Origin of the sequence: Streptomyces sp. NPDC093071 (assembly GCF_044754545.1) — a bacterium.
GTDB lineage: Bacteria > Actinomycetota > Actinomycetes > Streptomycetales > Streptomycetaceae > Streptomyces.
Genome location: NZ_JBIVPH010000002.1, coordinates 911,520 through 931,660, shown reverse-complemented (window position 1 = coordinate 931,660; position 20,141 = coordinate 911,520). Strand labels below are relative to the sequence as shown.

Below are 20,141 nucleotides of genomic sequence, written 5' to 3'. Positions count from 1 at the left end.
GCCGGGGGAGTCCCGGAAAGGCGCCGCACCCGCTTTCGCAGCGGGACGCGGCGCCTTTCCGTTTTCCACGGACAGGACGCCGGCGTTTCGATCGCGATACGAAAGTGCCGGTCCTTGCTGCCGGTCCGACTTCCCCTCCGGGGACGTGCCGAAATCTATTCTTCAGACATGAAGATTCTCTTGAGCGGAACCGCGTCGGATTCCCATACGTGGAATCTGGTGTACCTCGGTCTCTTCCTCGAGGAGCTGGGGCACGAGGTCGTCGGGCTCGGTCCCTGCGTGGACGCCGAGCTGCTCGCCGCCGCCTGTCTGCGGCACGCTCCCGACGCGGTGGTGCTCAGCAGCGTCAACGGACACGGCTACCGCGACGGCCTCGCCGCCGTCCGCCGCCTCCGCGCGGAGCCCGCCCTCGCCGCCGTGCCCGTGGTCCTCGGCGGAAAGCTCGGCGTCGCCGGCCACCGCCAGGAGGCGGACGTCACCCACCTGACCGAGGCCGGCTGCGACGCGGTCCTCGGCGAGGACCTGGACGCCCTGCGCGCCTTCCTGGCGGCCGGGGCGCGGCGGGACGCCGGCGAATCGCTTCGGGAGGTGCCGGCTTGACCGCCGTCGGTTCCTCCTTCGGGGCGTTCGTCGCGGGTTCCGCCGCCGCCGGGCGGCTCGTCGTCCAGCCCCGCATGGGCTTCGGCGATCCGGGCCTGATGCGGGCGGGGCTCGCGCGGACGCGGGCCGCCACCGCCCACACCGTGGGCACCCTGACGGTCGACAGCTACACCCGCGTCGGCGACCTCGCCGCCGCCCGCGCCGCCGTGGCCGAGGGCGCCTCCCTCAACGGCTACCCGATCGCCACCCACACCCCGGAGACCACCCGCGACCTCCTCGAAGGGCTCCACGACGAGGACTTCCCCGTGCAGGTCCGCCACGGCTCCGCCCGCCCCGGGACCATCGTCCGGGCGCTCACCGCGGCCGGCCTGACCGCCACCGAGGGCGGCCCCGTCTCGTACTGCCTGCCCTACGGCCGCACCCCCCTGCGGGAGTCCGTCGAGGCCTGGGCCCGCGCCTGCGAGCTGTTCGCCACCACGGCCCGCCCCGGCACCACCCCACACCTGGAGAGCTTCGGCGGCTGCCTGCTCGGCCAGCTCTGCCCGCCCGGCCTCCTGGTCGCCACCAGCGTCCTGGAGTGCCTCTTCTTCGCCCAGTACGGGCTGCGCAGCGTCTCCCTGAGCTACGCCCAGCAGACCGACCCCGGCCAGGACGAGGAGGCCGTACGGGCCCTGCGCCGCCTCGCCGCCGAGTTCCTCCCCGCCGGCGTCGAGCACCACGTCGTCCTCTACACGTACATGGGCGTCTTCCCCCGTACCGAACGGGGCGCCACCCGCCTCCTGGAGGCCTCCGCCCGCCTCGCCGTGCGCTCCGGGGCCGGCCGGCTGATCGTCAAGACCGCCGCCGAGGCGCACCGCATCCCCACCGTGGCGGAGAACGTCCGCGCCCTGGAGACCGCCGCCGCGGCCGCCGCGCTCGCCGGACCCCCGGAATCCGGCCCCGCGACGGACGGGGACGGCGAGGTGTACGCGGAGGCCCGCACCCTGATCGAGACCGTCCTCGGCCTCCACCCCGACCTGTCCCGCGCCCTGCCCGCCGCCTTCGCCCGGGGACTGCTCGACGTCCCCTTCTGCCTCCACCCCGACAACCCCGGCCGCTCCCGCGGCTTCATTGACCCCGCCGGCCGGCTCCGCTGGGCCCGTACCGGCGCCATGCCGATCCCCGCCGACCCCGCGGCCGACGCCACCCCCCTCACGGCGGACGGCCTGCTCACCGCCCTCCACCACGTCGCCGGCCGCTACGACGGCCCGTGGCACCGCGACGGGGACGAGGACGGCCACGACCGCCCGCGCGCCGCCCCGCTCACCGTCTGACCGCCCGCGCGCCGCCCCGCTCACCGTCTGACCGCCCGCCCGTCGTCCGCGCCCACCACGAACAGGAGCCCCGCCATGAACCAGTCCCTCCCCGCCGGCCCGCCGGCCGCACCGGCCGTACCGCCCCCGCTCGGCGAACACCTCCGCTCGCCGCGGTTGCGAACCGCCATGCTCGTCCAGCAGGAAGCCCTCCGGGCCGCCCGTGACTTCCTGTACGGCCAGGGCTTCACCGAGCTCCTGCCGCCGCTCGTCGGCCCCGTCACCGACCCCGGCGGCCGCGGCGCCAAGGCCCTGGACGTCGACTACTACGGGCACCCCTACAAGCTGATGACCAGCGCCATCCTCTACAAGCAGGCGTCCCTGCGCGGCTTCCCGAAGCTCTTCTACATCGCCCCCAACGTCCGCGTGGAGCCCGAGGAGACCGCCACCACCGGCCGCCACCTCGTCGAGTTCCACCAGATCGACGTGGAGATCGCCGACGCGAGCCGCGAGGACGCCCAGGAGGTCGCCGCCGGGCTGCTCACCCACGTCGCCGAACACGTCTGGACGACCGTCCCCGACCTCCTCACCGGACTCGGCCGCCAGGAGGGCGACTTCGCCGACGTCCGCGCGGGCAAGTACGACGTCCGCACCCACGAGGAGGCCGTGGCCCGCCTCCTCGCCTCCGGCCACCCGCAGAACCCCGACGGCGAGATCGACTGGACCGGCGAGCGGATCCTCTCCCTGGAGAGCGACCGGCCCTTCTTCATCGACGACTATCCCAAGGGCTCCCGGGGCTTCTACGACCGCGAGGACCCCGAACGCCCCGGCGTCCTGCGCAACTTCGACCTGATCGCCCCGCACGGCTACGGCGAACTGGTCTCCGGCAGCGAGCGCGAGTCCGACTACGCCACCATCGTCACCCGCATGAGGGAGAGCGGCGAGAACCCCGCCAAGTACGCCTGGTACCTCAAGGAGGCCCGCGAGGGCATCCCGGCCAGCGCCGGCTTCGGCATGGGCCTCCAGCGCCTGGTCCGCTTCCTCACCGGGCTCGAAGCCCTCTGGCAGGTCAGCGCCTACCCGAAGCTCCCCGGGGCGGTGGCCCCGTGACCGGCCTCGACGCCCCCGGCTTCCCCGAGGAGGCCGTACGCGCCCGGGCCCGGGGCGGCACCGCGGAGGTCTTCCCCGACCCCGCCGCCTACGGCACGCGCCTCTTCGGTCCGAGCGGTTCCGTCCCCGGCCCGGGGGACGCCCTCGACCGGGCGCGCATCGTCCCGCCCGTCTTCATGCCCGAGCGGCTGGAGAAGCTCATCGACCTCGCCCGCGAACCGGAGTTCACCGACGTCGACCTCACCACGCGCACCGGCGGCCTCACCGCCCGGCTGCCCCTCTACCTGTCCGCCTTCGGCTCCACCCGTGCCGGCAGCGGCGACCTCGCCGTCCACGCGAGCCGGCAGGCCGCCCGCCTCGGCATCCCCATGGTCATCGGGGAGAACATGATCCCCGTCCACGGCTACCGCCGGGCCGGCGACGCCACCCGCTCCGCCCTCCTCGCCCGCATCGAGGCCTACCTCGACGCCGCGCCCGACGGCACCGGCGGCGTCGTCGTCCAGCAGTCCACCGAGGACGCCGACTCCGAGGTCTGGAACCTCCTCTACAGCGACCCCGCCGCCCGCCCCCTCCTGGAGACCGGCCGCCTCGCCTTCGAGCTGAAGACCGGGCAGGGCGCCAAGCCCGGCCTCGGGGGCATGACCGTCGTCGACCGGGCCGAGGCGGAGCGGCTCGCCCGCCGCTTCACCGTGCGCGAGGTCTTCGACCCGGAGGGCGCGCGCCAGCTGCGCTGCGCCACCCCCGGCACCTTCACCGACGAGATCCTCCGCCAGCAGCTCCGCTTCATGCGCAACAACTTCCCCAAGGCCCGCACCTGGGTGAAGTTCCACCCCGGCCGCGACATCGCCCACGCCGCCCGGACCGCCTGGGAGGCCGGGGCGGACGCCGTCACCGTCGACGGGGCCGAGGGCGGCACCGGCTGGGCCCCGGGCGCCTTCCTCGACCAGGTCGGCCTGCCCCTCGGCGAATGCCTGCGCCGCATCGGGCCCCCGGCCGGGTGCCTCCTCGCCAGCGGGGGGATGTGGGAGGGCGGCCGCGTCCTGCGCGCCCTCGCCCTCGGTGCCACCGCCGCCGGCCTCGGCCGGGCCGCGCTCGTCGCCGTCGACGAGGACCCCGAGCACGGCCTGGAACGCCTCGTCGAGAGCATCGCCCTCGAACTGCGGCTGCTCGTCAGCGCGCTGGGCAAGTACGAGGTGACCGCCCTCGGACCCGAGGACCTGTGGTGGCCCGACGGCCACCCGGCCGTCCCGTCCCCCGGCCTCCCGGCCGCGGTGACACCGTGACCGCCCGCCGGCCGCGCGGCGGCGGCCGTACCGTGCACGCCCGCTTCTCCGTACGGGAGCTGCCCGGCATCGCCGTGACCACCCCCGACGAGGGGGCCGCCGCCGCGGCCCGGCGCAGCGCGCAGCGCGCCCTCACGGAGGCGGGCCGGGGCCACCTCGGCGGCCGCGTCGAACTCCGCACCCCCCGGACCGCCACCCGCTCCCCGCACGGCCGCCGCGCGGTACGCCGCGCCACCGACCGCGCGGTGGCCCTCGCCGTCGCCGCGTACCTCCGGGGCGACACCGGAACCGCCCACGTCCCGATCCCTCCACCACCTTCGACCCGTACGTCCCCACCCTGACGGGGCCGTCCGACCGGACCAGGGCCCGCCCGGCCCGAGGTCTGTGCTGACCGAGACCTGTCCGACCCCGGAAACACCCGACCCGGGACCCGTCCCGCCCAAGGCCCGTACCGCGGCCCGAGGCGTCCACCGGACCAGCCCCCGTACACCCGCGTGCCCGCACGCGCCCGCCTCCTCCGACGACAGAAAGCCGACCCCATGGGAACGACGACCCCCGCCCCGCCCGGTGACAAGCCCTTCGTCGACTGGCCGCGCGTCAGCAGCCTCGTCGTCGGCCAGGCCGCCGTTCAGGCGGGCAGCTTCGCCCTGCTGATCGCCATGAGCTGGACGGCGGTCCAGCTCGGCGGCCGCGGTGCCGTCACGGCCGTCACCCTCGCCGCCACCCTGCCGCGCGCCCTGCTGCTCCTCTTCGGCGGCGCCCTCACCGACGTGCTCGGGCCCCGGGCCGTCCTGCTCCGCGCGACGAGCGTCCGCGTCGCCGTCCTCGCGGCCGGGGCGCTCGTCACCGTCACCACCGAGAGCCTGTGGCCGCTGATCGCCATCGCCCTCGTCGACGGCGCCCTGCTCGGGCTCACCGGCCCGGCCTCCGGGGTCCTGCTGCCCCGCCTCGCCTCCCAGGAGCAGCTCGGCCGGGCCAACTCCCTCTTCTCCATGGTGCTGCGCCTGGCCCCCATCGCCGGATCGCCGCTCGGGGCCTGGCTCGTCATCGCCGGCGGCCTCCCCGGCGCCATCGCGGCGGCCGCGATCGGCTGCGTCGTCTGGCTGGGGTGCGCCGCCCACGTGACCCACGGCATGACCCGCCCCGCCCGCGTCCCGCAGGGGCCCTCCCTCCTGGCCCGGTCCGGCGACGGCTTCCGCCTCCTGGCCGCCCACCGGCGCCTGCGGTGGATGTTCGTCGCCTGCTTCTGCATGGACCTGGCGTTCCTGTGGCCGGCCGAGGTCGCCCTGCCCCTGCGCGCCGCCGACCGCGGCTGGGGCATCGGCGCCGTCGCCCTGGTCCTGGCCGCCTTCAGCGCCGGCGCGCTCGCGTCCGCCGCCCTCGGCGCGGCCCTCGCCCACCGCATCCCGGCCCACGCCAAGCTCGTGGTGACCGGAACCGGTCTCGCGGCCGGCATGGCGGCCATGGCGCTCGTCCCCACCGCCCCCGTGCTCGCCGCCACGGCCGGCGCCGTCGGACTCCTCTCCGGCCTCAACGGGCCCGCCCTCGTCACCGCCTACCAACAGGCCGTCCCCGAGGGCCGGATGGGCGCCGCGATGTCCACCTTCACGCTCTCCGGCATCGGCGCGGCCCCCCTCTCCCTGGCCGTCTTCACCCCCGTCTCGCTGCACCTCGGGGTGACCGGGACCTGGCTGCTCTGCGCGGGCCTCGCCCTCCTCTCCCCGGTCGCCGCCGCCCTCGCCCTGCGCGGCGACAAGACCGGCAACGCCACGGAACCGGACGCCCCCCGCGCCGACGACCGTGCCCGTACCGCCCCGGAGCCCACCGCCACTTCCGTGTGAGGCAGACATGACCCAGCCCGTTCTCCCCTCCATCCTTCACCCGCCCGCCCCTCCACCCGCCGACCCCCTGGTCCCCGCCGTGCTCCCGCTCCTCACCACGGCCCTGCCCGGCCTCCCCGGCCTCCGGCCCGCGCGGCCGCAGTTGTGGCTGGTGGCCACCGGGACGCACCAGGAGACCGTCGGCCGGTACGCGTCCCTCCTCCTGGACGCGACGGAGCTGACCCGCGCCGAGGAGTTCCGCCGGCCCGGCGACCGGGCCACCTACCTGTGCGCCCACGCGGGGCTGCGCCGTCTGCTCGGCGCCCATCTGGGGATCGCGCCCCGGGCGGTGTCGGTGGCCCGGGCGCCGTGCCCCTGCTGCGGCGAGCCGCACGGCCGTCCCGTACTGCCGGACGGGCGCCTGCACTTCTCGCTCTCGCACTGCGAGGGACTGAGCCTGATCGCCCTCGCGTCCACGCCGGTCGGGGTGGACATCGAACGGGTGCCGCCGCCGCACACGGTCGCGGAGGCCGGGGAGGTGCTCCACCCGGCGGAGTCGGCGGAGCTCGCCGCCCTCGCTCCGGCCCGCAGGCCCGACGCGTTCGCCCGCGTCTGGACCAGGAAGGAGGCCTATCTGAAGGGTCTCGGGATCGGTCTGGGCGCCGACCCGTCGGCCGACTACGTGGGTTCGGGACCCGTCCCCGCCGCCCCGGCCGGATGGCTCCTCGCCGACGTCCTCGTCCCGGACGGCCACCACGCGGCGGTGGCACTCCGCCTGTGACGCCTGTGACGCCTGTGACGCCCGGGCCGCGGCCGCCCGGTCCGCCCGCCCCTCCACGGAGGGCGCGGGCGGACCGGGACGGGAAAACGCCCCGCCGCGTTCTCCGCCTCGGGAACCATTCGCCACGCCGTGCGCTACTCCTGAGGTCGGACACGATGGTGCCCCGGCGGAGGATTCGTCCAACTTCCTTATGAGCAAGGGTGCATGAGACCGGATCATCCACCTCCCGCAAGGATCTGACCCACGGTGAGAAACAGGCGAACAGCATCCCTCGTGGCCATGGGCGTCGCCGCGACGCTCCTGCCCGCCCTCACGCCCGCCGCCGCCTCCGCGGCCGCCCCGGCGTTCCGGGCGGCGGCCGCCGCCGACCCCCTGAAGCAGTACACGCAGCAGAAGCCGAAGTGGAAGCGCTGCGACGCCCAGACCCCGGTGAACTTCGAGTGCGCGACGATCAAGGTGCCGCTCGACTACGGCCGTCCGGACGGCGGGAAGCTCGACGTCGCGATCTCCCGGACGAAGGCGACCAGCGCCAAGGACCGGCGCGGCGTCCTGCTGCTCAACCCCGGCGGTCCCGGCGGCATCGGCCTCGACATGCCGCTGTACCTGGCGTCGGAGCTGCCCGACGCCGTGAAGAAGCGGTACGACCTGATCGGGTTCGACCCCCGGGGCGTCGGCCAGAGCTCCCCGGTGGGCTGCGGCTTGAACGACGACGACCTGAACTGGCAACGCCCCTACAAGGCCGAGACGTTCGACAAGGACGTCCGCTGGGCGCGGACCGTCGCCGAGAAGTGCCGGAAGCGCAACGGGGCCGTCCTGCCCCACCTCAGCACCCGCAACACCGCGCGGGACATGGACGTGATCCGCGCCGTGCTCGGCGAGAAGAAGATCTCGTACCTGGGCTACTCCTACGGCACCTACCTGGGCGCGGTCTACGCGCAGCTGTTCCCGAAGGGCGCCGACCGGTTCGTGCTCGACAGCGCGGCCGACCCCGAGCGGATCTGGCGGGGCATGATCCAGGTGTGGGCGGAGGGCGCGGAGCCGGCGTTCACGCGGTGGACCGAGTGGACCGCCGCGCGCAACGCCACGTACGAGCTGGGCAGCACCCCGGCCGAGGTCCGCGCGGCCTTCTGGGACCTGGTCGCCGGAGCGAACCGCAAGCCCATAGCCTTCGACGGCCTGCTCCTGTCCGGTGACGACATCCGCTCCTGGCGGGCCATGTTCTTCTACGTGTCGGAAGCCGCCGAGACGGTCGCCCAGCTCAGGGACGCCGCCGGCAGGGCCCCGGCCGCCGCCCCGTCGCGGAGCGGCCTGCCGACCGCCCCCGCCCGGCCGTCCTTCGCCCGCGCCGTCCCGGCCGACAACGGGGACGCGAGCTTCTGGTCCGTGGTGTGCGCCGACACCCACGCCTGGCCGCGCGACCCGGAGCAGTACCGCCGCGACGCGATCCGCGACAAGGCCGCCTACCCGCTGTACGGCGACTTCGCGTCCCACATCAAGCCCTGCGCCTTCTGGGGGCAGGGCGCGGAGCCGGCCACCAAGGTGAACAACACCGTCCGCGCGCTCGTCCTGCAGAACGAGTGGGACTCCCAGACGCCGCTGGTCAGCGGCCAGGGGATGCGGCGGGCCATGAAGGGCTCCCGGATGATCACCGTCCTGGACGGCGTGGGCCACGGCGTCTACGGCTCCAGGTCCTGCGCCGACAAGTTCACCACCGCCTACCTGGTGACGGGCCGGCTGCCGCTCAAGGACCTGACCTGCCGGACCCCGGCGAACCAGCGGCTCGACGGCCTGCGGCTCCCGCCGTCGGCGCTCCCGGGCCTCCCGGCCCTTCCCGGTCTCCCGGGCCTTCCCGGCCGGCAGGACCGCTTCTGACTGTTTCTGGCCGGTTATGACCGGTTCTGTATGGGCGGCGCCGGTGGGGGAGTCCCCGCGCCGCCCACGACGAAGCCTCCTTTCCGCCCGGAGTCCCCGGGCGGAAAGGAGGCTTCGGGTCACGCCAGGTCGAAGAGCGCCGTGAGGGCCGCCCGCAGTGCCGCCTCCGGGTCCTCCACGGCCTCCTCGGAGCGCCACGCGACGAAGCCGTCGGGGCGGACGAGGACCGCCCCGCCCTCCGCGACCCCGTGGAGCTCCGCCCAGTCCGTGCCGGGCTCCGGCACCAGGTCGGCGTCCGGCCCTTCGCCGATCCGGTACGAGTCGAGCGGCACCGACAGCCGCTCCGCGACCCGGGCCGCCGCGGTGTGCCACGCGGCCGTGCCGCCCGCCGAACTCAGCAGCACCGGGAACCGCTCGTACAGGTCGAGGGCGGAGATCCGGTCGCCGGACCGGTCCAGCCACAGGTGGGGCGACCGGGTCCCCGGCTCGCCCGTGAGCCGCAGCCCCTCGGGCAGGACCGGCAGCGTCCCGTCGGCGCCCAGGACCGCGCCCCGCGGGTAGCGGTAGCCCAGGACCACGTTGAGGATGCCGCCCTTCCGGCCCGCCGGGCCGACGCCGGGATCGGGGGCGTACCCCGGGTGGCTGTGCTCGACCGAGCGGGACGAGGCGCGGGCGCTGGTCGCCTCCGCGACCGGGCGGCGCTCCGCGTCGTAGGACGCGAGCAGACCGGGACCGGCCCAGCCGTCCAGGACGGCGGACAGCTTCCAGGCCAGGTTGTGGGCGTCCTGGATGCCGGTGTTGGAGCCGAACGCCCCGGTGGGCGGCATCTCGTGGGCCGAGTCGCCGGCCAGGAACACCCGCCCCTCCGCGTACCGCTCGGCCGTCCGCTCGGCGGCGTGCCAGGGGGCCCGGCCGGTGATCTCCACGTCGAGGTCCGGCACGCCCACGGCCCGCCGGATCTGCTCCCGGCACCGCTCGTCGGTGAACTCCTCCAGGGTCTCGCCGCGCTCGGGGTGCCAGGGCGCGTGGAACACCCAGCGCTCCCGGTTGTCGACCGGCAGGAGCGCCCCGTCGGCCCCCGGGTCCGTCAGGTAGCAGACGATGAAGCGCCGGTCGCCGACGACGTCCGCGAGGTTCCGGGAGGTGAAGGTCACGCTCACGTTGTGGAACAGGTCGCCGGGGCCGTTCTGCCCGATGCCGAGCCGTTCGCGCACGGGGCTGCGCGGGCCGTCCGCCGCGACCAGGTAGTCCGCGCGGAAGGTGGTGTGCTCGCCCGTCTCGCGGCTCTTGACCCGGGCGGTCACCCCGTCGGCGTCCTGCTCGAAGGACATCAGCTCCGTCGCGTACCGCAGGTCCCCGCCCAGTTCGAGGGCGCTCTCCCGCAGCACCGGCTCCAGGTCGTTCTGGCTGCACAGGCACCATTCGGCGGGGCTGAAGCGGGCGAGGCCGCCGCCCGGGTCGATCTCCCGGAACAGCCACTCGCCGGCGTCCCCGGTCAGGCTCGGCGCCTGCAGGATGCCGTTGTTGCCGGCCAGGACCGACGCGGCGTCCCGGATGCGCGGCCGCACCCCGGCGCCCCGGAACAGCTCCATCGTGCGGACGTTGTTGCCGCGCCCGCGCGGATGGATCGAGGTGCCGGCGTGGCGCTCGACGAGCACGTGCGGCACGCCGAGGCGTCCGAGGAAGAGCGAGGCGGACAGTCCGACCAGAGAGCCGCCGACGATGAGGACGGACGTGCGGTGGACGACCTCGCCGGACCCTTCGAATCGGTTCATCGAGTGCCTCCAGCGTCACCTTGACGCGAGTCGGGGGTGGGATGGAGATCCATGCCCTCCGGAAACCGCTTCGCGCGTCCGGGGCACCCGAATGACGCGCGGTTCACTCATCCGCCCCGTGGAACTCGCGCGACTCGCGGAGACGCGCAGACGATCGGCACATGACGACCCCTGCCCCTCGGCACGGCGGTCCCCTCCCGGCTTCCCCGAGGCGGATTCCCGAAGAGGATCCGCATGAAGATCCGAAGAAGATTCCGGAGAAGTCCCCCCAGGAAACTCCCGAAGAAAGAATGAGGTGCGCCGGATGACCGTTTCGGCACGTGTCTCGCAATCGGCGTTCGACGGCTCCAGGCTGCGCGTGATCCTGCTGCTCGACCTGTACGAAGGCGCCCAGCAGCAGTTCCTCGAAGCGTACGAGCTGATGCGCAAGCAGGTCGCCGCCGTCCCCGGACACATCAGCGACCAGCTCTGCCAGTCCATCGAGAACCCCTCGCAGTGGCTCATCACCAGCGAGTGGGAGAGCGCCCCGCCCTTCCTCGCCTGGGTGAACAGCGAGGACCACGTCGAGGTCGTCAAGCCGATGCACAGCTGCGTCCGGGACACCCGCTCGATGCGCTACAGCGTCCTGCGGGAGACCGGCGGCGGCCGGCCGCTCGCCGAGGACGCGGCGCCCGCGGACCTCCAGATCGCGGCCCGCGAGGGCGACGGCGTGGCCCGCCACGCCCTCACCTTCACCGTCAAGCCGGGCTCGGAGTCCAAGGTCGCGGAGATCCTCGCCGGCTACGACTCGCCCCGCGCCCAGGTCGACGAGAACACCCGGCTGCGCCGCACCTCCCTCTTCATGCACGGCAACCGCGTCGTGCGGGCCGTGGAGGTCGAGGGCGACCTCCTCGCGGCCCTGCGCCACGTCGCCCGCCAGCCCGAGGTCCGCGCCGTCGAGGAGGCCCTCAACCCGTACCTGGAGCAGGAGCGGGACCTCACCGACCCCGAGTCGGCCCGCGTCTTCTTCACCCGGGCCGCGCTCCCGGCCGTGCACCACGTGGTGGCCGACCGGCCCGCCCCGGCCGGCCTGCGGCGCCACGCGCTGTACTACCCGGCGAAGGAGGGCCGCGGGATGGACCTGGCCCGGCTGCTCGCCCACCAGGACGCCGCCGCGGCCGACGACCCGGACAGCCCGGTCCACGGCAGCACCGTCTTCCACCGCGACGACATCGTGGTGCGCCTCGTCGACGTCACCGGCGACCTCGACCTCGACCCCGTCGCCTCCCTCGGCCTCAAGGGCCCCGGGAAGGCCGCGGAACTCGAAGCCCTCCTCGACGGCGCCGCGATCGGCGTCGAGGGCTCCCTGACGACGGACCGCAACATCAACCGGCTCCTGTCGCACGCCGACATGCTGCCCGTCACCGACCGCACCTCGGCGGACTCCTGACCGACGGCCGCGGCCCCGCCCGGACGCCACCGCCCCACCCGGAGGTATCACCCATGCCCCACCAGCAGCCCCTCATCGTGAGCCTGGACGAGACGGAGCCCAACCGCAGGCGCGGAGGTGACCTGCGGGCCATGCTCACACCGGCCGCCGTGGGCTCCACCAGCGGCTTCATGGGCCTGGCCATCGTCAAGCCCGGCGAGCGCATCGGCGAGCACTACCACCCGTACTCCGAGGAGTTCGTGTACGTCGTCTCCGGCGCCCTCGAAGTGGACCTGGACGGCGAGACGTACGCGCTCCGGCCCGACCAGGGGCTCCTGATCCCGATCGACGTGCGGCACCGCTTCCGCAACGTCGGCGACGAGGAGGCCCGCATGGTCTTCCACCTGGGCCCCCTCGCCCCGCACCCGAGCCTCGGCCACGTCGACACCGAGGAGACGGAGACCGCGCCCGTCGGACCGCAGCTGACCGTGGGCGGCCCCGGTCAGGTCCCCGAACGCACCGGGGCCATCGAGTGACCCGGCGCGTGGCCGTCACCGGGATCGGCGTGGTCGCCCCGGGCGGCACCGGAGCCGCGGCCTTCTGGGACCTCCTCGCCGAAGGCCGTACCGCGACCCGCGGCATCACCCTGTTCGACCCGGCCGGCCTGCGTTCGCGCATCGCCGCCGAGTGCGACTTCGACCCGCTGGCCCACGGCCTCGACCCCGAGCTGAGCCTGCACGCCGACCGGTACATCCAGTTCGCCGCGGTCGCCGCCGGCGAAGCCGTCCGCGACTCCGGGCTCGACACCGCCACCCAGGACCCGTGGCGCGTCGGCGTCTCCCTGGGCAGCGCCGTCGGCGGCACCACCCGGCTCGAACACGACTACGTCCTGGTCAGCGCGGGCGGACAGCGGTGGGACGTGGACCACCGCGCCGCCGACCCCAAGCTGCACCTGGCGTTCTCGCCGAGCACGCTCGCCTCGTTCGTCGCCGAACGCTTCGGCGCCCGCGGCCCGGTCCAGACGGTCTCCACCGGCTGCACCTCCGGCCTCGACGCCGTCGGCTACGCCTTCCACACCATCCAGGAGGGCCGGGCGGACGTCTGCATCGCCGGGGCGTCGGACTCGCCGATCTCCCCGATCACCATGGCCTGCTTCGACGCCATCAAGGCGACCTCGCCCGACAACGACGACCCCGAGCACGCCTCCAAGCCCTTCGACGACCGCCGCAACGGCTTCGTCATGGGCGAGGGCGCGGCGGTCCTCGTCCTGGAGGAGTACGAGCACGCCCGGGCGCGCGGGGCGCACATCTACTGCGAGATCGGCGGCTACGCCACCTACGGCAACGCCTACCACATGACCGGCCTCACCGGAGAGGGCCTGGAGATGTCCCGGGCCATTGACGGCACGCTCGACCAGGCCAGGCTCGACCCCACGCTGATCGACTACGTCAACGCGCACGGCTCGGGCACCCGGCAGAACGACCGGCACGAGACCGCCGCCGTCAAGCGCTCCCTCGGCGCCCACGCCTACGAGACCCCCATGAGCTCCATCAAGTCCATGGTGGGACATTCGCTCGGGGCCATCGGCGCGATAGAGGTCGCCGCCTGCGTCCTCGCCCTCAAGCACCAGGTGGTGCCCCCGACGGCGAACTACGAGGTCCCCGACCCCGAGTGCGACCTGGACTACGTGCCGCGCACCGCCCGCCCCCGGAAGCTCAGGAACGTGCTCTCCGTCGGCAGCGGCTTCGGCGGCTTCCAGTCCGCCGTGCTCCTGACGGAGCCGGCAGGGAGGACACGATGAGCACGGAGCAGCCCAAGCGCGCCGTCGTCACCGGCGTCGGGGTGATCGCCCCCAACGGCCTGAGCGCCGACACCTACTGGAAGTCCGTCCAGGAGGGCATCGGCGTCCTGGACCGGATCACCCGCGAGGGGTGCGAGCACCTGCCCCTCAAGGTGGCCGGCGAGGTCAGGTCCTTCGACGCCTCGACCCTCATCGAGGACCGCTTCCTCGTCCAGACCGACCGGTTCAGCCACTACGCCATGGCGGCGGCCTCGCTCGCCCTCGACGACGCCGGCCTCGGCCGGGACGCCCCCGGGGACCCCTACTCCATCGGGGTGGTCACCGCCGCCGGATCCGGCGGCGGCGAGTTCGGCCAGCGGGAGCTGCAGAAGCTGTGGGGCCAGGGCTCCAAGTTCGTCGGCCCGTACCAGTCCATCGCCTGGTTCTACGCCGCCAGCACCGGCCAGATCTCCATCCGGAGCGGCTTCAAGGGACCGTGCGGCGTGGTCGCCAGCGACGAGGCGGGCGGCCTGGACGCCCTCGCCCACGCCGCCAGGGCCGTACGGCGCGGGACGGGCGCGATGGTCGTCGGCGCCGCCGAGGCACCCCTCGCCCCGTACTCGATGGTGTGCCAGCTCGGCTACCCCGAGCTCAGCACCGTCGAGGAGCCCGACCGGGCCTACCGCCCCTTCACCGCCGGAGCCTGCGGCTTCGTGCCGGCCGAGGGCGGCGCCGTGCTCGTCGTGGAGGACGAGGACCGGGCCCGCGACCGGGGGACGGCCGTCCGGGCCGTCGTCGCCGGACACGGCGCCACGTTCACCGGCGCCTCCCGCTGGGCCGAGTCCCGGGAGGGGCTCGCCCGCGCGATCCGGGTCGCCCTCGACGAGGCCGGCTGCGCCCCGGAGGAGATCGACGTCGTGTTCGCCGACGCCCTGGGCGTCCCCGAGGCGGACCGCGCCGAGGTCCTGGCGCTCGCCGACGCCCTCGGCGCGCACGCCGCCCGAGTGCCCGTCACGGCGCCCAAGACCGGGATCGGCCGCGCCTACTGCGGGGCCCCCGTCCTGGACGTCGCGGCCGCGGTGCTCGCGATGGAACACGGCCTGGTGCCCCCCACCCCGAACGTGTTCGACATCTGCCACGACATCGATCTGGTGGTGTCGCGCGCCCGCCCCGCCGAACTGCGGACGGCCCTCGTCCTCAGCAGGGGCCTCATGGGATCCAACGCCGCGCTGGTCGTGCGCCGCGGCGACGAGACCGCCCGGTAGCCCCGGGCGGGAGAAGGAGAGCAGAGATGAGCATCACCGAACTGACCTTCGACGAGCTGGCCGCGCTGGTCAAGCAGTCGGCGGGCGTCACCGTCGCCCCCGAGGACCTCCGCAACGCCTCGGACGTCCCCTTCAGCGCCCTCGGCGTCGACTCGCTCGGCCTGCTGGGCATCGTCGGCGAGCTGGAGAACCGCTACGGCGTGGCGCTCCCGCCCGACGCGGAGCGCAGCAAGACCCCGGCCGACTTCCTCGGCCTCGTCAACAGCACCCTCACCACCGGAGTCTGACGTGTCAGGACACACCGACAACAGCATCACCATCGACGCGCCCCTCGACCTCGTCTGGGAGGTGACCAACGACCTCGAGAACTGGCCCTCCCTCTTCAGCGAGTACGCCTCCGTCGAGGTCCTCGCCCGCGAGGGCGACACGACGACCTTCCGCCTGACCATGCACCCGGACGAGTCCGGCAAGGTCTGGAGCTGGGTCTCGGAGCGCACCCCGGACCGCGCGCGCCGGACCGTCACCGCCCGCCGCGTCGAGACCGGCCCCTTCGCCCACATGGACATCCGGTGGGAGTACGAGGAGACCCCGGCCGGCGTCCACATGCGCTGGGTGCAGGACTTCGCGATGAAGCCGGACGCCCCGGTCGACGACGACTGGATGACCGACAACATCAACCGCAACTCCCGCACCCAGATGGCCCTGATCCGGGAACGCATCGAGCAGGTCGCCCGCGAGCGCCGGCCCGCCCCGGTCCTCTCCGACTGAGCCGTCCCAGGAAGGACGCCCGATGCACCACACCCTGATCGTCGCCCGCATGGCGCCCGGCTCGGCGCCCGCGATCGCCGACGTGTTCGCCGGCTCGGACAACGGTGAACTGCCCCACCTGGTGGGCGTCTCCCGCCGCAGCCTCTTCCAGTTCGGCGACGACGTCTACCTGCACCTCATCGAGTCCGAGCGGGACCCGGCGCCCGCCATCGCGAAGCTGACCGGGCACCCCGAGTTCCGGGACGTCAGCAACCGCCTGGAGACGTACGTCAGCGCGTACCACCCGGAGACCTGGCGCAGCCCCCAGGACGCCATGGCGCGGTGCTTCTACCGCTGGGAGCGGAGCCCCGCCTCCTGACCGGACCCGAGGCACGGAAAACCGAAGGCCGCCGGCCCCGCGTACGACGCGGAGCCGGCGGCCTCGGGTTCTCCCCGGGGGGAGGGGCCCCTCCGGTCAGGCGGGGACGGTGCACTCGAAGGCGTGCAGGTACGCGTTCACCGGGCGGACCTCGCCGATGACGAGACCCGCGTCCGTCAGCCGCTCCACCATGCTCTCCCGGGTGTGCTTGGCACCGCCGACGTTCAGGAGCAGCAGCAGGTCCATCGCCGTCGTGAACCGCATCGAGGGCGTGTCGTCCACCAGGTTCTCGATCACGACGACCCGGGCGCCGGGCCGCGCCGCCCTCCGGACGTTGGCGAGCGCCCTGCGGGTGCTGTCGTCGTCCCACTCCAGGATGTTCTTGAGGACGTACACGTCGGCCTCGACCGGGATGTCCTCGCGGCAGTCCCCGGCCACCACCCGGGCCCGGGAGGCGAGCGCCCCGCCCTCCCGCAGGCGCGGGTCGGCGTTCCCCACCACGCCCGGCAGGTCGAGCAGCGTGCCCTCCAGGGCGGAGTGCCGCTCCAGGAGGCTCGCCAGGACGTGCCCCTGACCGCCGCCGATGTCCGCGACCGAGGCCGCGCCCGTCAGGTCGATCAGATCGGCCACGTCCTGCGCGGACTGCCGGCTCGACGTGGTCATGGCCCGGTTGAACACGTACGCGGACTCCGGCGCGTCCTCGTTGAGGTACGGGAAGAACTCCCTGCCGTACACGTCCTCGAAGACGCTGCCGCCGGAGCGCACCGCCTCGTCGAGCCTCGGCCAGACGTCCCACGTCCACGGCTCGGTGCACCACAGCGCGATGTACCGCAGGCTGTGCGGGTCGTCCTCGCGCAGCAGCCGGGACATCTCCGTGTGCGCGAAGGTGCCGTCGGGCTGCTCCGCGAAGATCCCCTGGCAGGCCAGGGCGCGCAGCAGCCGGCGCAGCGTCCGCGGCTGGACCTGCACCGCCGCCGCCAGGTCCTCCACGCTCGCGGGCGTGTCCTGGAGGGCGTCCGCCACGCCGAGCCGGGCGGCGGCCCGCACGGCGGCGGCGCACGCCGCTCCGAAAACGAGCTCCCTCAGCCGCATGGGCGGCGGGGGAGCGGGGTCGACGGTCCTCACCGGGTCAACGGTCGTCATCTGTCGCCTTGCCTTCTCTGTCGTGCCGTGGGGGGAACGGGGGGTGGGGGAGGGGGAAGCGGGGTCAGCACATGCCTGCGGGCTCGGAGACCTCGCAGGTGTTGCCGCGGAAGGTGTTGCCCTTGCCGGTGTCGCGGTTGGCGAGGTCGGCCGTGCCGTTGCGGAGCACGACGTTGTCGCGGATCTCGTTGCGCTCGTTGAGGGCGCCCACGAAGCTCTTGAAGAGCACGATGCCGCCCGACAGCGGCGAGGTGCCCCTGTTGTCCTCGATCCGGTTGTCGGCCACCAGGGTCTCCTCGGCGCCGGTGAGGACGATGCCCGAGCCCTGGAGGAAGGGCAGGCGGGGGGTCTTGGGGCAGTACTTGTTGTTGGCGTGGACGTGGTTGCGGCGCAGGGTCATCGCCCCGGCGCGCGGGGTGGACTCGTCGCCCACCACGAACACCGCGGCGCAGTTGCCGGTCGCCTCGTTGCGGTCGACGGTGACGTTCCGCAGCCGCCGGACGGTGAGGCCGATCCGGTTGCCGGACAGGCGGTTGTGGCTGATCACCGTGCCCTTCGCGTCGACGGCGCCCTCCTCCGTGTCGGTGGTGTTGGACACGAAGAGGCCGGCGTCGCCGTTGTCCCGGGCGGTGTTGCCGCTGAGCACGGAGCGCACGGAACGCTCCTGGGCGATGCCCCAGTTGCCGTTCTTCTCGGCGGTCACCCCCCGGACCGTCAGCCGGTCGGTACGGGAGGCCCACAGGCCGTTCCTGGCGAAGTTCCGGGCCGTCAGGGAGCGCACGGTGACGTTCTCGACGGGGCGCTGGGCGGTGCCGGTCACGCAGATGCCGTGCCCGGCCTCGGCACACGCGCCGGAGGCGGCCTTGCCGGGCACGATGACGGTGGGGAAGACGGTCGAGCCCCGCAGGGTCAGGTCCGGCGTGGTGATGGTGACGCTCTCGCGGTAGGTGCCGGGGGAGAGGACGATGCTGTCCCCCGGGCGCGCGGCGTCCACGGCCTTCTGGATCGACTCGCCGGGCTTCACCCGGTGCACCTTCCGGGAGACGGACGGAGAGGCGGACGAGGAGGCGGAGGCGGCGTCGAGGGCGGAGGGCGGGGCGGCGCCCACACCGGTCGTCACGACGGCCACGGCACAGGCCACGAGGGCGATCTGTCGTCTGGTCATAGGGCGAAGCTATGAGCGGGCCCACCGCCCCGCCACCGCTGATCACCCGGCCGGGCAGCCCGTCCCCCGAACGCCATCGGGACACCCGCCGGGCCATGTGCCGGGCCTCGATCCGGGCCCGCGCCGGGCCCGATCCGTACGCCCTCCCCGGCCCGGCCCCGCACCCCGCCGTGCCCCGACCGGCACCCCGCACCGGCCCCCGATCCGGACCCGTCCCGTACCCCCGTACACCGCCTCGCCCCGCTCCACCCCGTACCCCCGCCGGAGGCACCCGCGACAGACGGCCCGTCACTTGATCTGGCGTCAGGCCTAACCCGTTCGCCTCCCCCGAGGGATCGCTCTCGCCGCTCCGGGCCCACCGTCGTGACCTGCGGCGACGAGGGCGGAGGCGGCGGCCGGGGGCCCGACCGGGCGACACCGCCGGGCGCCGCTCGCGTTGCGACGATCAACGGCGGGCCTTTCCCTCGTGCTCGGAGCACAGCACAGGAGCCGCGCGGACGAGCCGGGCGGGAACCGCTCCCCCGGAGGAGAAAACATGCGTCTCGCCCGTACCGGTGTTACGGCCGCCCTGATCGTCGGCGCCCTGGTCCTGCCCCCCTCCACCGCCCTGGCCGCCGAGGGCGAAGCCGCCGCGACCGGGGACGTCCGCGTCACCCCGGGGACGGCGTCCCCCGGCGACACCGTCACCGTCACCACGACCGCCTGCGGCAAGGAGACCTACGGCAAGGGCGAGTCCGTCGCGGGCGGCAAGTTCCACCTCCTCCCGGGCGACCGGAAGGGCGTCCTCAAGGGCGAGTTCCGGCTGCCGAAGAACGCCGCCTCCGGTACGGACACCGTGACGCTCAAGTGCCCGCCCCGGAAGAAGCTGACCGCCACGTACCGGATCTCCGGCCGTCCGAACGGCGCCGTCGACGCGGGCTTCGGCGGGACCGCCGGCAAGGAGAGCGAGTTCGGCCTGGGCTGGCTCCTCGTGGGCGCGGCCGTCGCGGGCGGCGCGCTCAAGATGCGCCGGCGCGCCACGGGCGCGGGGGCCCGGGCCTGACGCGGCCCGGCGGCCCGCGGTCGCGGTACGCCCCGTCGTCCAAGGCGCTCGCCTGGGCCGCGCTCGCCGGCGCGCTGCTGCTCGCCGACGCGATGGGCGGCCCCGCCGCCCCGCCGTCCGCCGAGCGGACCCGGCCGGCGGACGCGCGGGCCGCCGTGCGGGAGGTCCCGGACCGCCCCGACGCCGCCCCCGAGCCGCTCCCCGCGTCGGATCCGGTACGGGTCCGGATCCCGGCCATCGGCGTCGACGCCCGTCTGATGCGCCTGGCGCTGGACGCGGAGGGCAGGCTGGAGCCGCCGCCCCCGAACCTCCCGGCCTTCGCAGGCTGGTACGCCCGGGGGACCCCGCCCGGCTCGCCGGGGACGGCCGTCCTGACGGGCCATCTGGACACCCCGGCGGGGCCCGCCGTCTTCCACCGGCTCGGCGCCCTGACGCGGGGCGCCGGGATCGCGATCGAGCGCGCGGACGGCCGCACGGCCCTCTTCACGGTCGACGCGGTGGAGGAGTACGCCAAGGACCGCTTCCCCGACGACGAGGTCTACGGCGGTTCCGGCCGCCCGGAGCTGCGCCTGATCACCTGCGGCGGCGACTGGTCCGGCGACACCGGCTACCGGGCCAACACGGTCGTCTACGCCACGCTGACCGGCGTGAGCTGAACCGCGCAGGGAGCCCACGTCGA

20 protein-coding genes are annotated in these 20,141 nt (G+C 74.4%); 17 read left to right on the top strand and 3 right to left on the bottom strand.

Features of this window, described 5'->3' with window-relative positions:
* Positions 1 to 168 precede the first annotated feature (168 nt).
* The 8 genes from ACIQD7_RS09740 (at position 169) to ACIQD7_RS09705 (ending at position 8,758) form a co-directional block, all read left to right on the top strand.
* Entirely contained in the window at positions 169 to 600 is a 432-nt protein-coding gene (locus ACIQD7_RS09740; protein ID WP_121832047.1) for a cobalamin B12-binding domain-containing protein, read from the top strand.
* Positions 597 to 1,913, top strand: a complete 1,317-nt coding sequence (locus ACIQD7_RS09735; RefSeq protein ID WP_121832049.1) for a methylaspartate mutase — start codon at positions 597 to 599, stop codon at positions 1,911 to 1,913. Before ACIQD7_RS09740 ends, ACIQD7_RS09735 begins: the two co-directional genes overlap by 4 nt.
* A gap of 75 nt (positions 1,914 to 1,988) precedes the next feature.
* Entirely contained in the window at positions 1,989 to 3,002 is a 1,014-nt protein-coding gene (locus tag ACIQD7_RS09730) for an asparagine synthetase A (protein WP_402441078.1), read from the top strand.
* Entirely contained in the window at positions 2,999 to 4,285 is a 1,287-nt protein-coding gene (locus ACIQD7_RS09725) for a glutamate synthase-related protein (RefSeq protein ID WP_402441076.1), read from the top strand. The genes ACIQD7_RS09730 and ACIQD7_RS09725 overlap by 4 nt, the downstream gene beginning before the upstream one ends.
* A complete protein-coding gene (locus ACIQD7_RS09720; protein WP_402441074.1) occupies positions 4,282 to 4,626 on the top strand; it encodes a hypothetical protein in 345 nt (114 codons plus the stop codon). The genes ACIQD7_RS09725 and ACIQD7_RS09720 overlap by 4 nt, the downstream gene beginning before the upstream one ends.
* A 198-nt stretch (positions 4,627 to 4,824) precedes the next feature.
* Complete coding sequence (locus ACIQD7_RS09715) at positions 4,825 to 6,126, top strand: MFS transporter (RefSeq protein ID WP_402441071.1); 1,302 nt, start codon at positions 4,825 to 4,827, stop codon at positions 6,124 to 6,126.
* A 7-nt stretch (positions 6,127 to 6,133) separates the two neighbouring features.
* Positions 6,134 to 6,886 (top strand): 4'-phosphopantetheinyl transferase family protein, encoded by a 753-nt coding sequence (locus tag ACIQD7_RS09710; protein WP_402441069.1) that lies wholly within the window; start codon positions 6,134 to 6,136, stop codon positions 6,884 to 6,886.
* A 246-nt stretch (positions 6,887 to 7,132) separates the two neighbouring features.
* On the top strand, positions 7,133 to 8,758 hold the full coding sequence (locus tag ACIQD7_RS09705) for an alpha/beta hydrolase (RefSeq protein WP_402441067.1): 1,626 nt from the start codon (positions 7,133 to 7,135) through the stop codon (positions 8,756 to 8,758).
* Positions 8,759 to 8,877: 119 nt separating this feature from the next.
* On the opposite strand, the gene ACIQD7_RS09700 is transcribed toward ACIQD7_RS09705, so the two are convergent.
* A complete protein-coding gene (locus tag ACIQD7_RS09700) occupies positions 8,878 to 10,533 on the bottom strand; it encodes an FAD-dependent oxidoreductase (protein ID WP_402441065.1) in 1,656 nt (551 codons plus the stop codon).
* A 304-nt stretch (positions 10,534 to 10,837) separates the two neighbouring features.
* On the opposite strand from ACIQD7_RS09700, the gene ACIQD7_RS09695 reads away from it, so the two are divergent.
* The 7 genes from ACIQD7_RS09695 to ACIQD7_RS09665 are packed head-to-tail and all read left to right on the top strand — an operon-like array spanning position 10,838 to position 16,112.
* The gene (locus ACIQD7_RS09695; RefSeq protein ID WP_402441063.1) at positions 10,838 to 11,962 is read left to right on the top strand and encodes a TcmI family type II polyketide cyclase; all 1,125 of its coding nucleotides are present in this window, start codon (positions 10,838 to 10,840) and stop codon (positions 11,960 to 11,962) included.
* A gap of 53 nt (positions 11,963 to 12,015) precedes the next feature.
* Entirely contained in the window at positions 12,016 to 12,477 is a 462-nt protein-coding gene (locus tag ACIQD7_RS09690) for a cupin domain-containing protein (RefSeq protein ID WP_121832939.1), read from the top strand.
* Positions 12,474 to 13,742: a beta-ketoacyl synthase gene (locus ACIQD7_RS09685; RefSeq protein ID WP_121832940.1), complete on the top strand. Its 1,269-nt coding sequence runs from the start codon at positions 12,474 to 12,476 to the stop codon at positions 13,740 to 13,742. Before ACIQD7_RS09690 ends, ACIQD7_RS09685 begins: the two co-directional genes overlap by 4 nt.
* Entirely contained in the window at positions 13,739 to 14,986 is a 1,248-nt protein-coding gene (locus ACIQD7_RS09680) for a ketosynthase chain-length factor (protein WP_402441060.1), read from the top strand. The genes ACIQD7_RS09685 and ACIQD7_RS09680 overlap by 4 nt, the downstream gene beginning before the upstream one ends.
* Before the next feature lie 26 nt (positions 14,987 to 15,012).
* Positions 15,013 to 15,273 carry an acyl carrier protein gene (locus tag ACIQD7_RS09675; protein ID WP_351972922.1) on the top strand — a complete coding sequence of 87 codons (261 nt, stop codon included), beginning with the start codon at positions 15,013 to 15,015 and terminating at the stop codon, positions 15,271 to 15,273.
* 1 nt (position 15,274) lies between these two features.
* Complete coding sequence (locus ACIQD7_RS09670; RefSeq protein WP_402441058.1) at positions 15,275 to 15,754, top strand: SRPBCC family protein; 480 nt, start codon at positions 15,275 to 15,277, stop codon at positions 15,752 to 15,754.
* Between the two features lie 22 nt (positions 15,755 to 15,776).
* The gene (locus ACIQD7_RS09665) at positions 15,777 to 16,112 is read left to right on the top strand and encodes a TcmI family type II polyketide cyclase (RefSeq protein WP_121832944.1); all 336 of its coding nucleotides are present in this window, start codon (positions 15,777 to 15,779) and stop codon (positions 16,110 to 16,112) included.
* A gap of 96 nt (positions 16,113 to 16,208) precedes the next feature.
* Here ACIQD7_RS09665 and ACIQD7_RS09660 read toward each other — a convergent pair whose 3' ends face one another.
* Both ACIQD7_RS09660 and ACIQD7_RS09655 read right to left on the bottom strand, forming a co-directional pair.
* A complete protein-coding gene (locus ACIQD7_RS09660) occupies positions 16,209 to 17,255 on the bottom strand; it encodes a methyltransferase (RefSeq protein WP_402441056.1) in 1,047 nt (348 codons plus the stop codon).
* A 64-nt stretch (positions 17,256 to 17,319) separates the two neighbouring features.
* Complete coding sequence (locus ACIQD7_RS09655; protein ID WP_402441054.1) at positions 17,320 to 18,420, bottom strand: nitrous oxide reductase family maturation protein NosD; 1,101 nt, start codon at positions 18,418 to 18,420, stop codon at positions 17,320 to 17,322.
* 535 nt (positions 18,421 to 18,955) lie between these two features.
* Between ACIQD7_RS09655 and ACIQD7_RS09650 the strand changes: the two genes are divergently transcribed.
* Both ACIQD7_RS09650 and ACIQD7_RS09645 read left to right on the top strand, forming a co-directional pair.
* Entirely contained in the window at positions 18,956 to 19,462 is a 507-nt protein-coding gene (locus ACIQD7_RS09650) for a sortase (protein ID WP_402441052.1), read from the top strand.
* A gap of 92 nt (positions 19,463 to 19,554) precedes the next feature.
* Entirely contained in the window at positions 19,555 to 20,118 is a 564-nt protein-coding gene (locus ACIQD7_RS09645; protein ID WP_402441049.1) for a class F sortase, read from the top strand.
* The last annotated feature ends 23 nt before the right edge of the window (positions 20,119 to 20,141 follow it).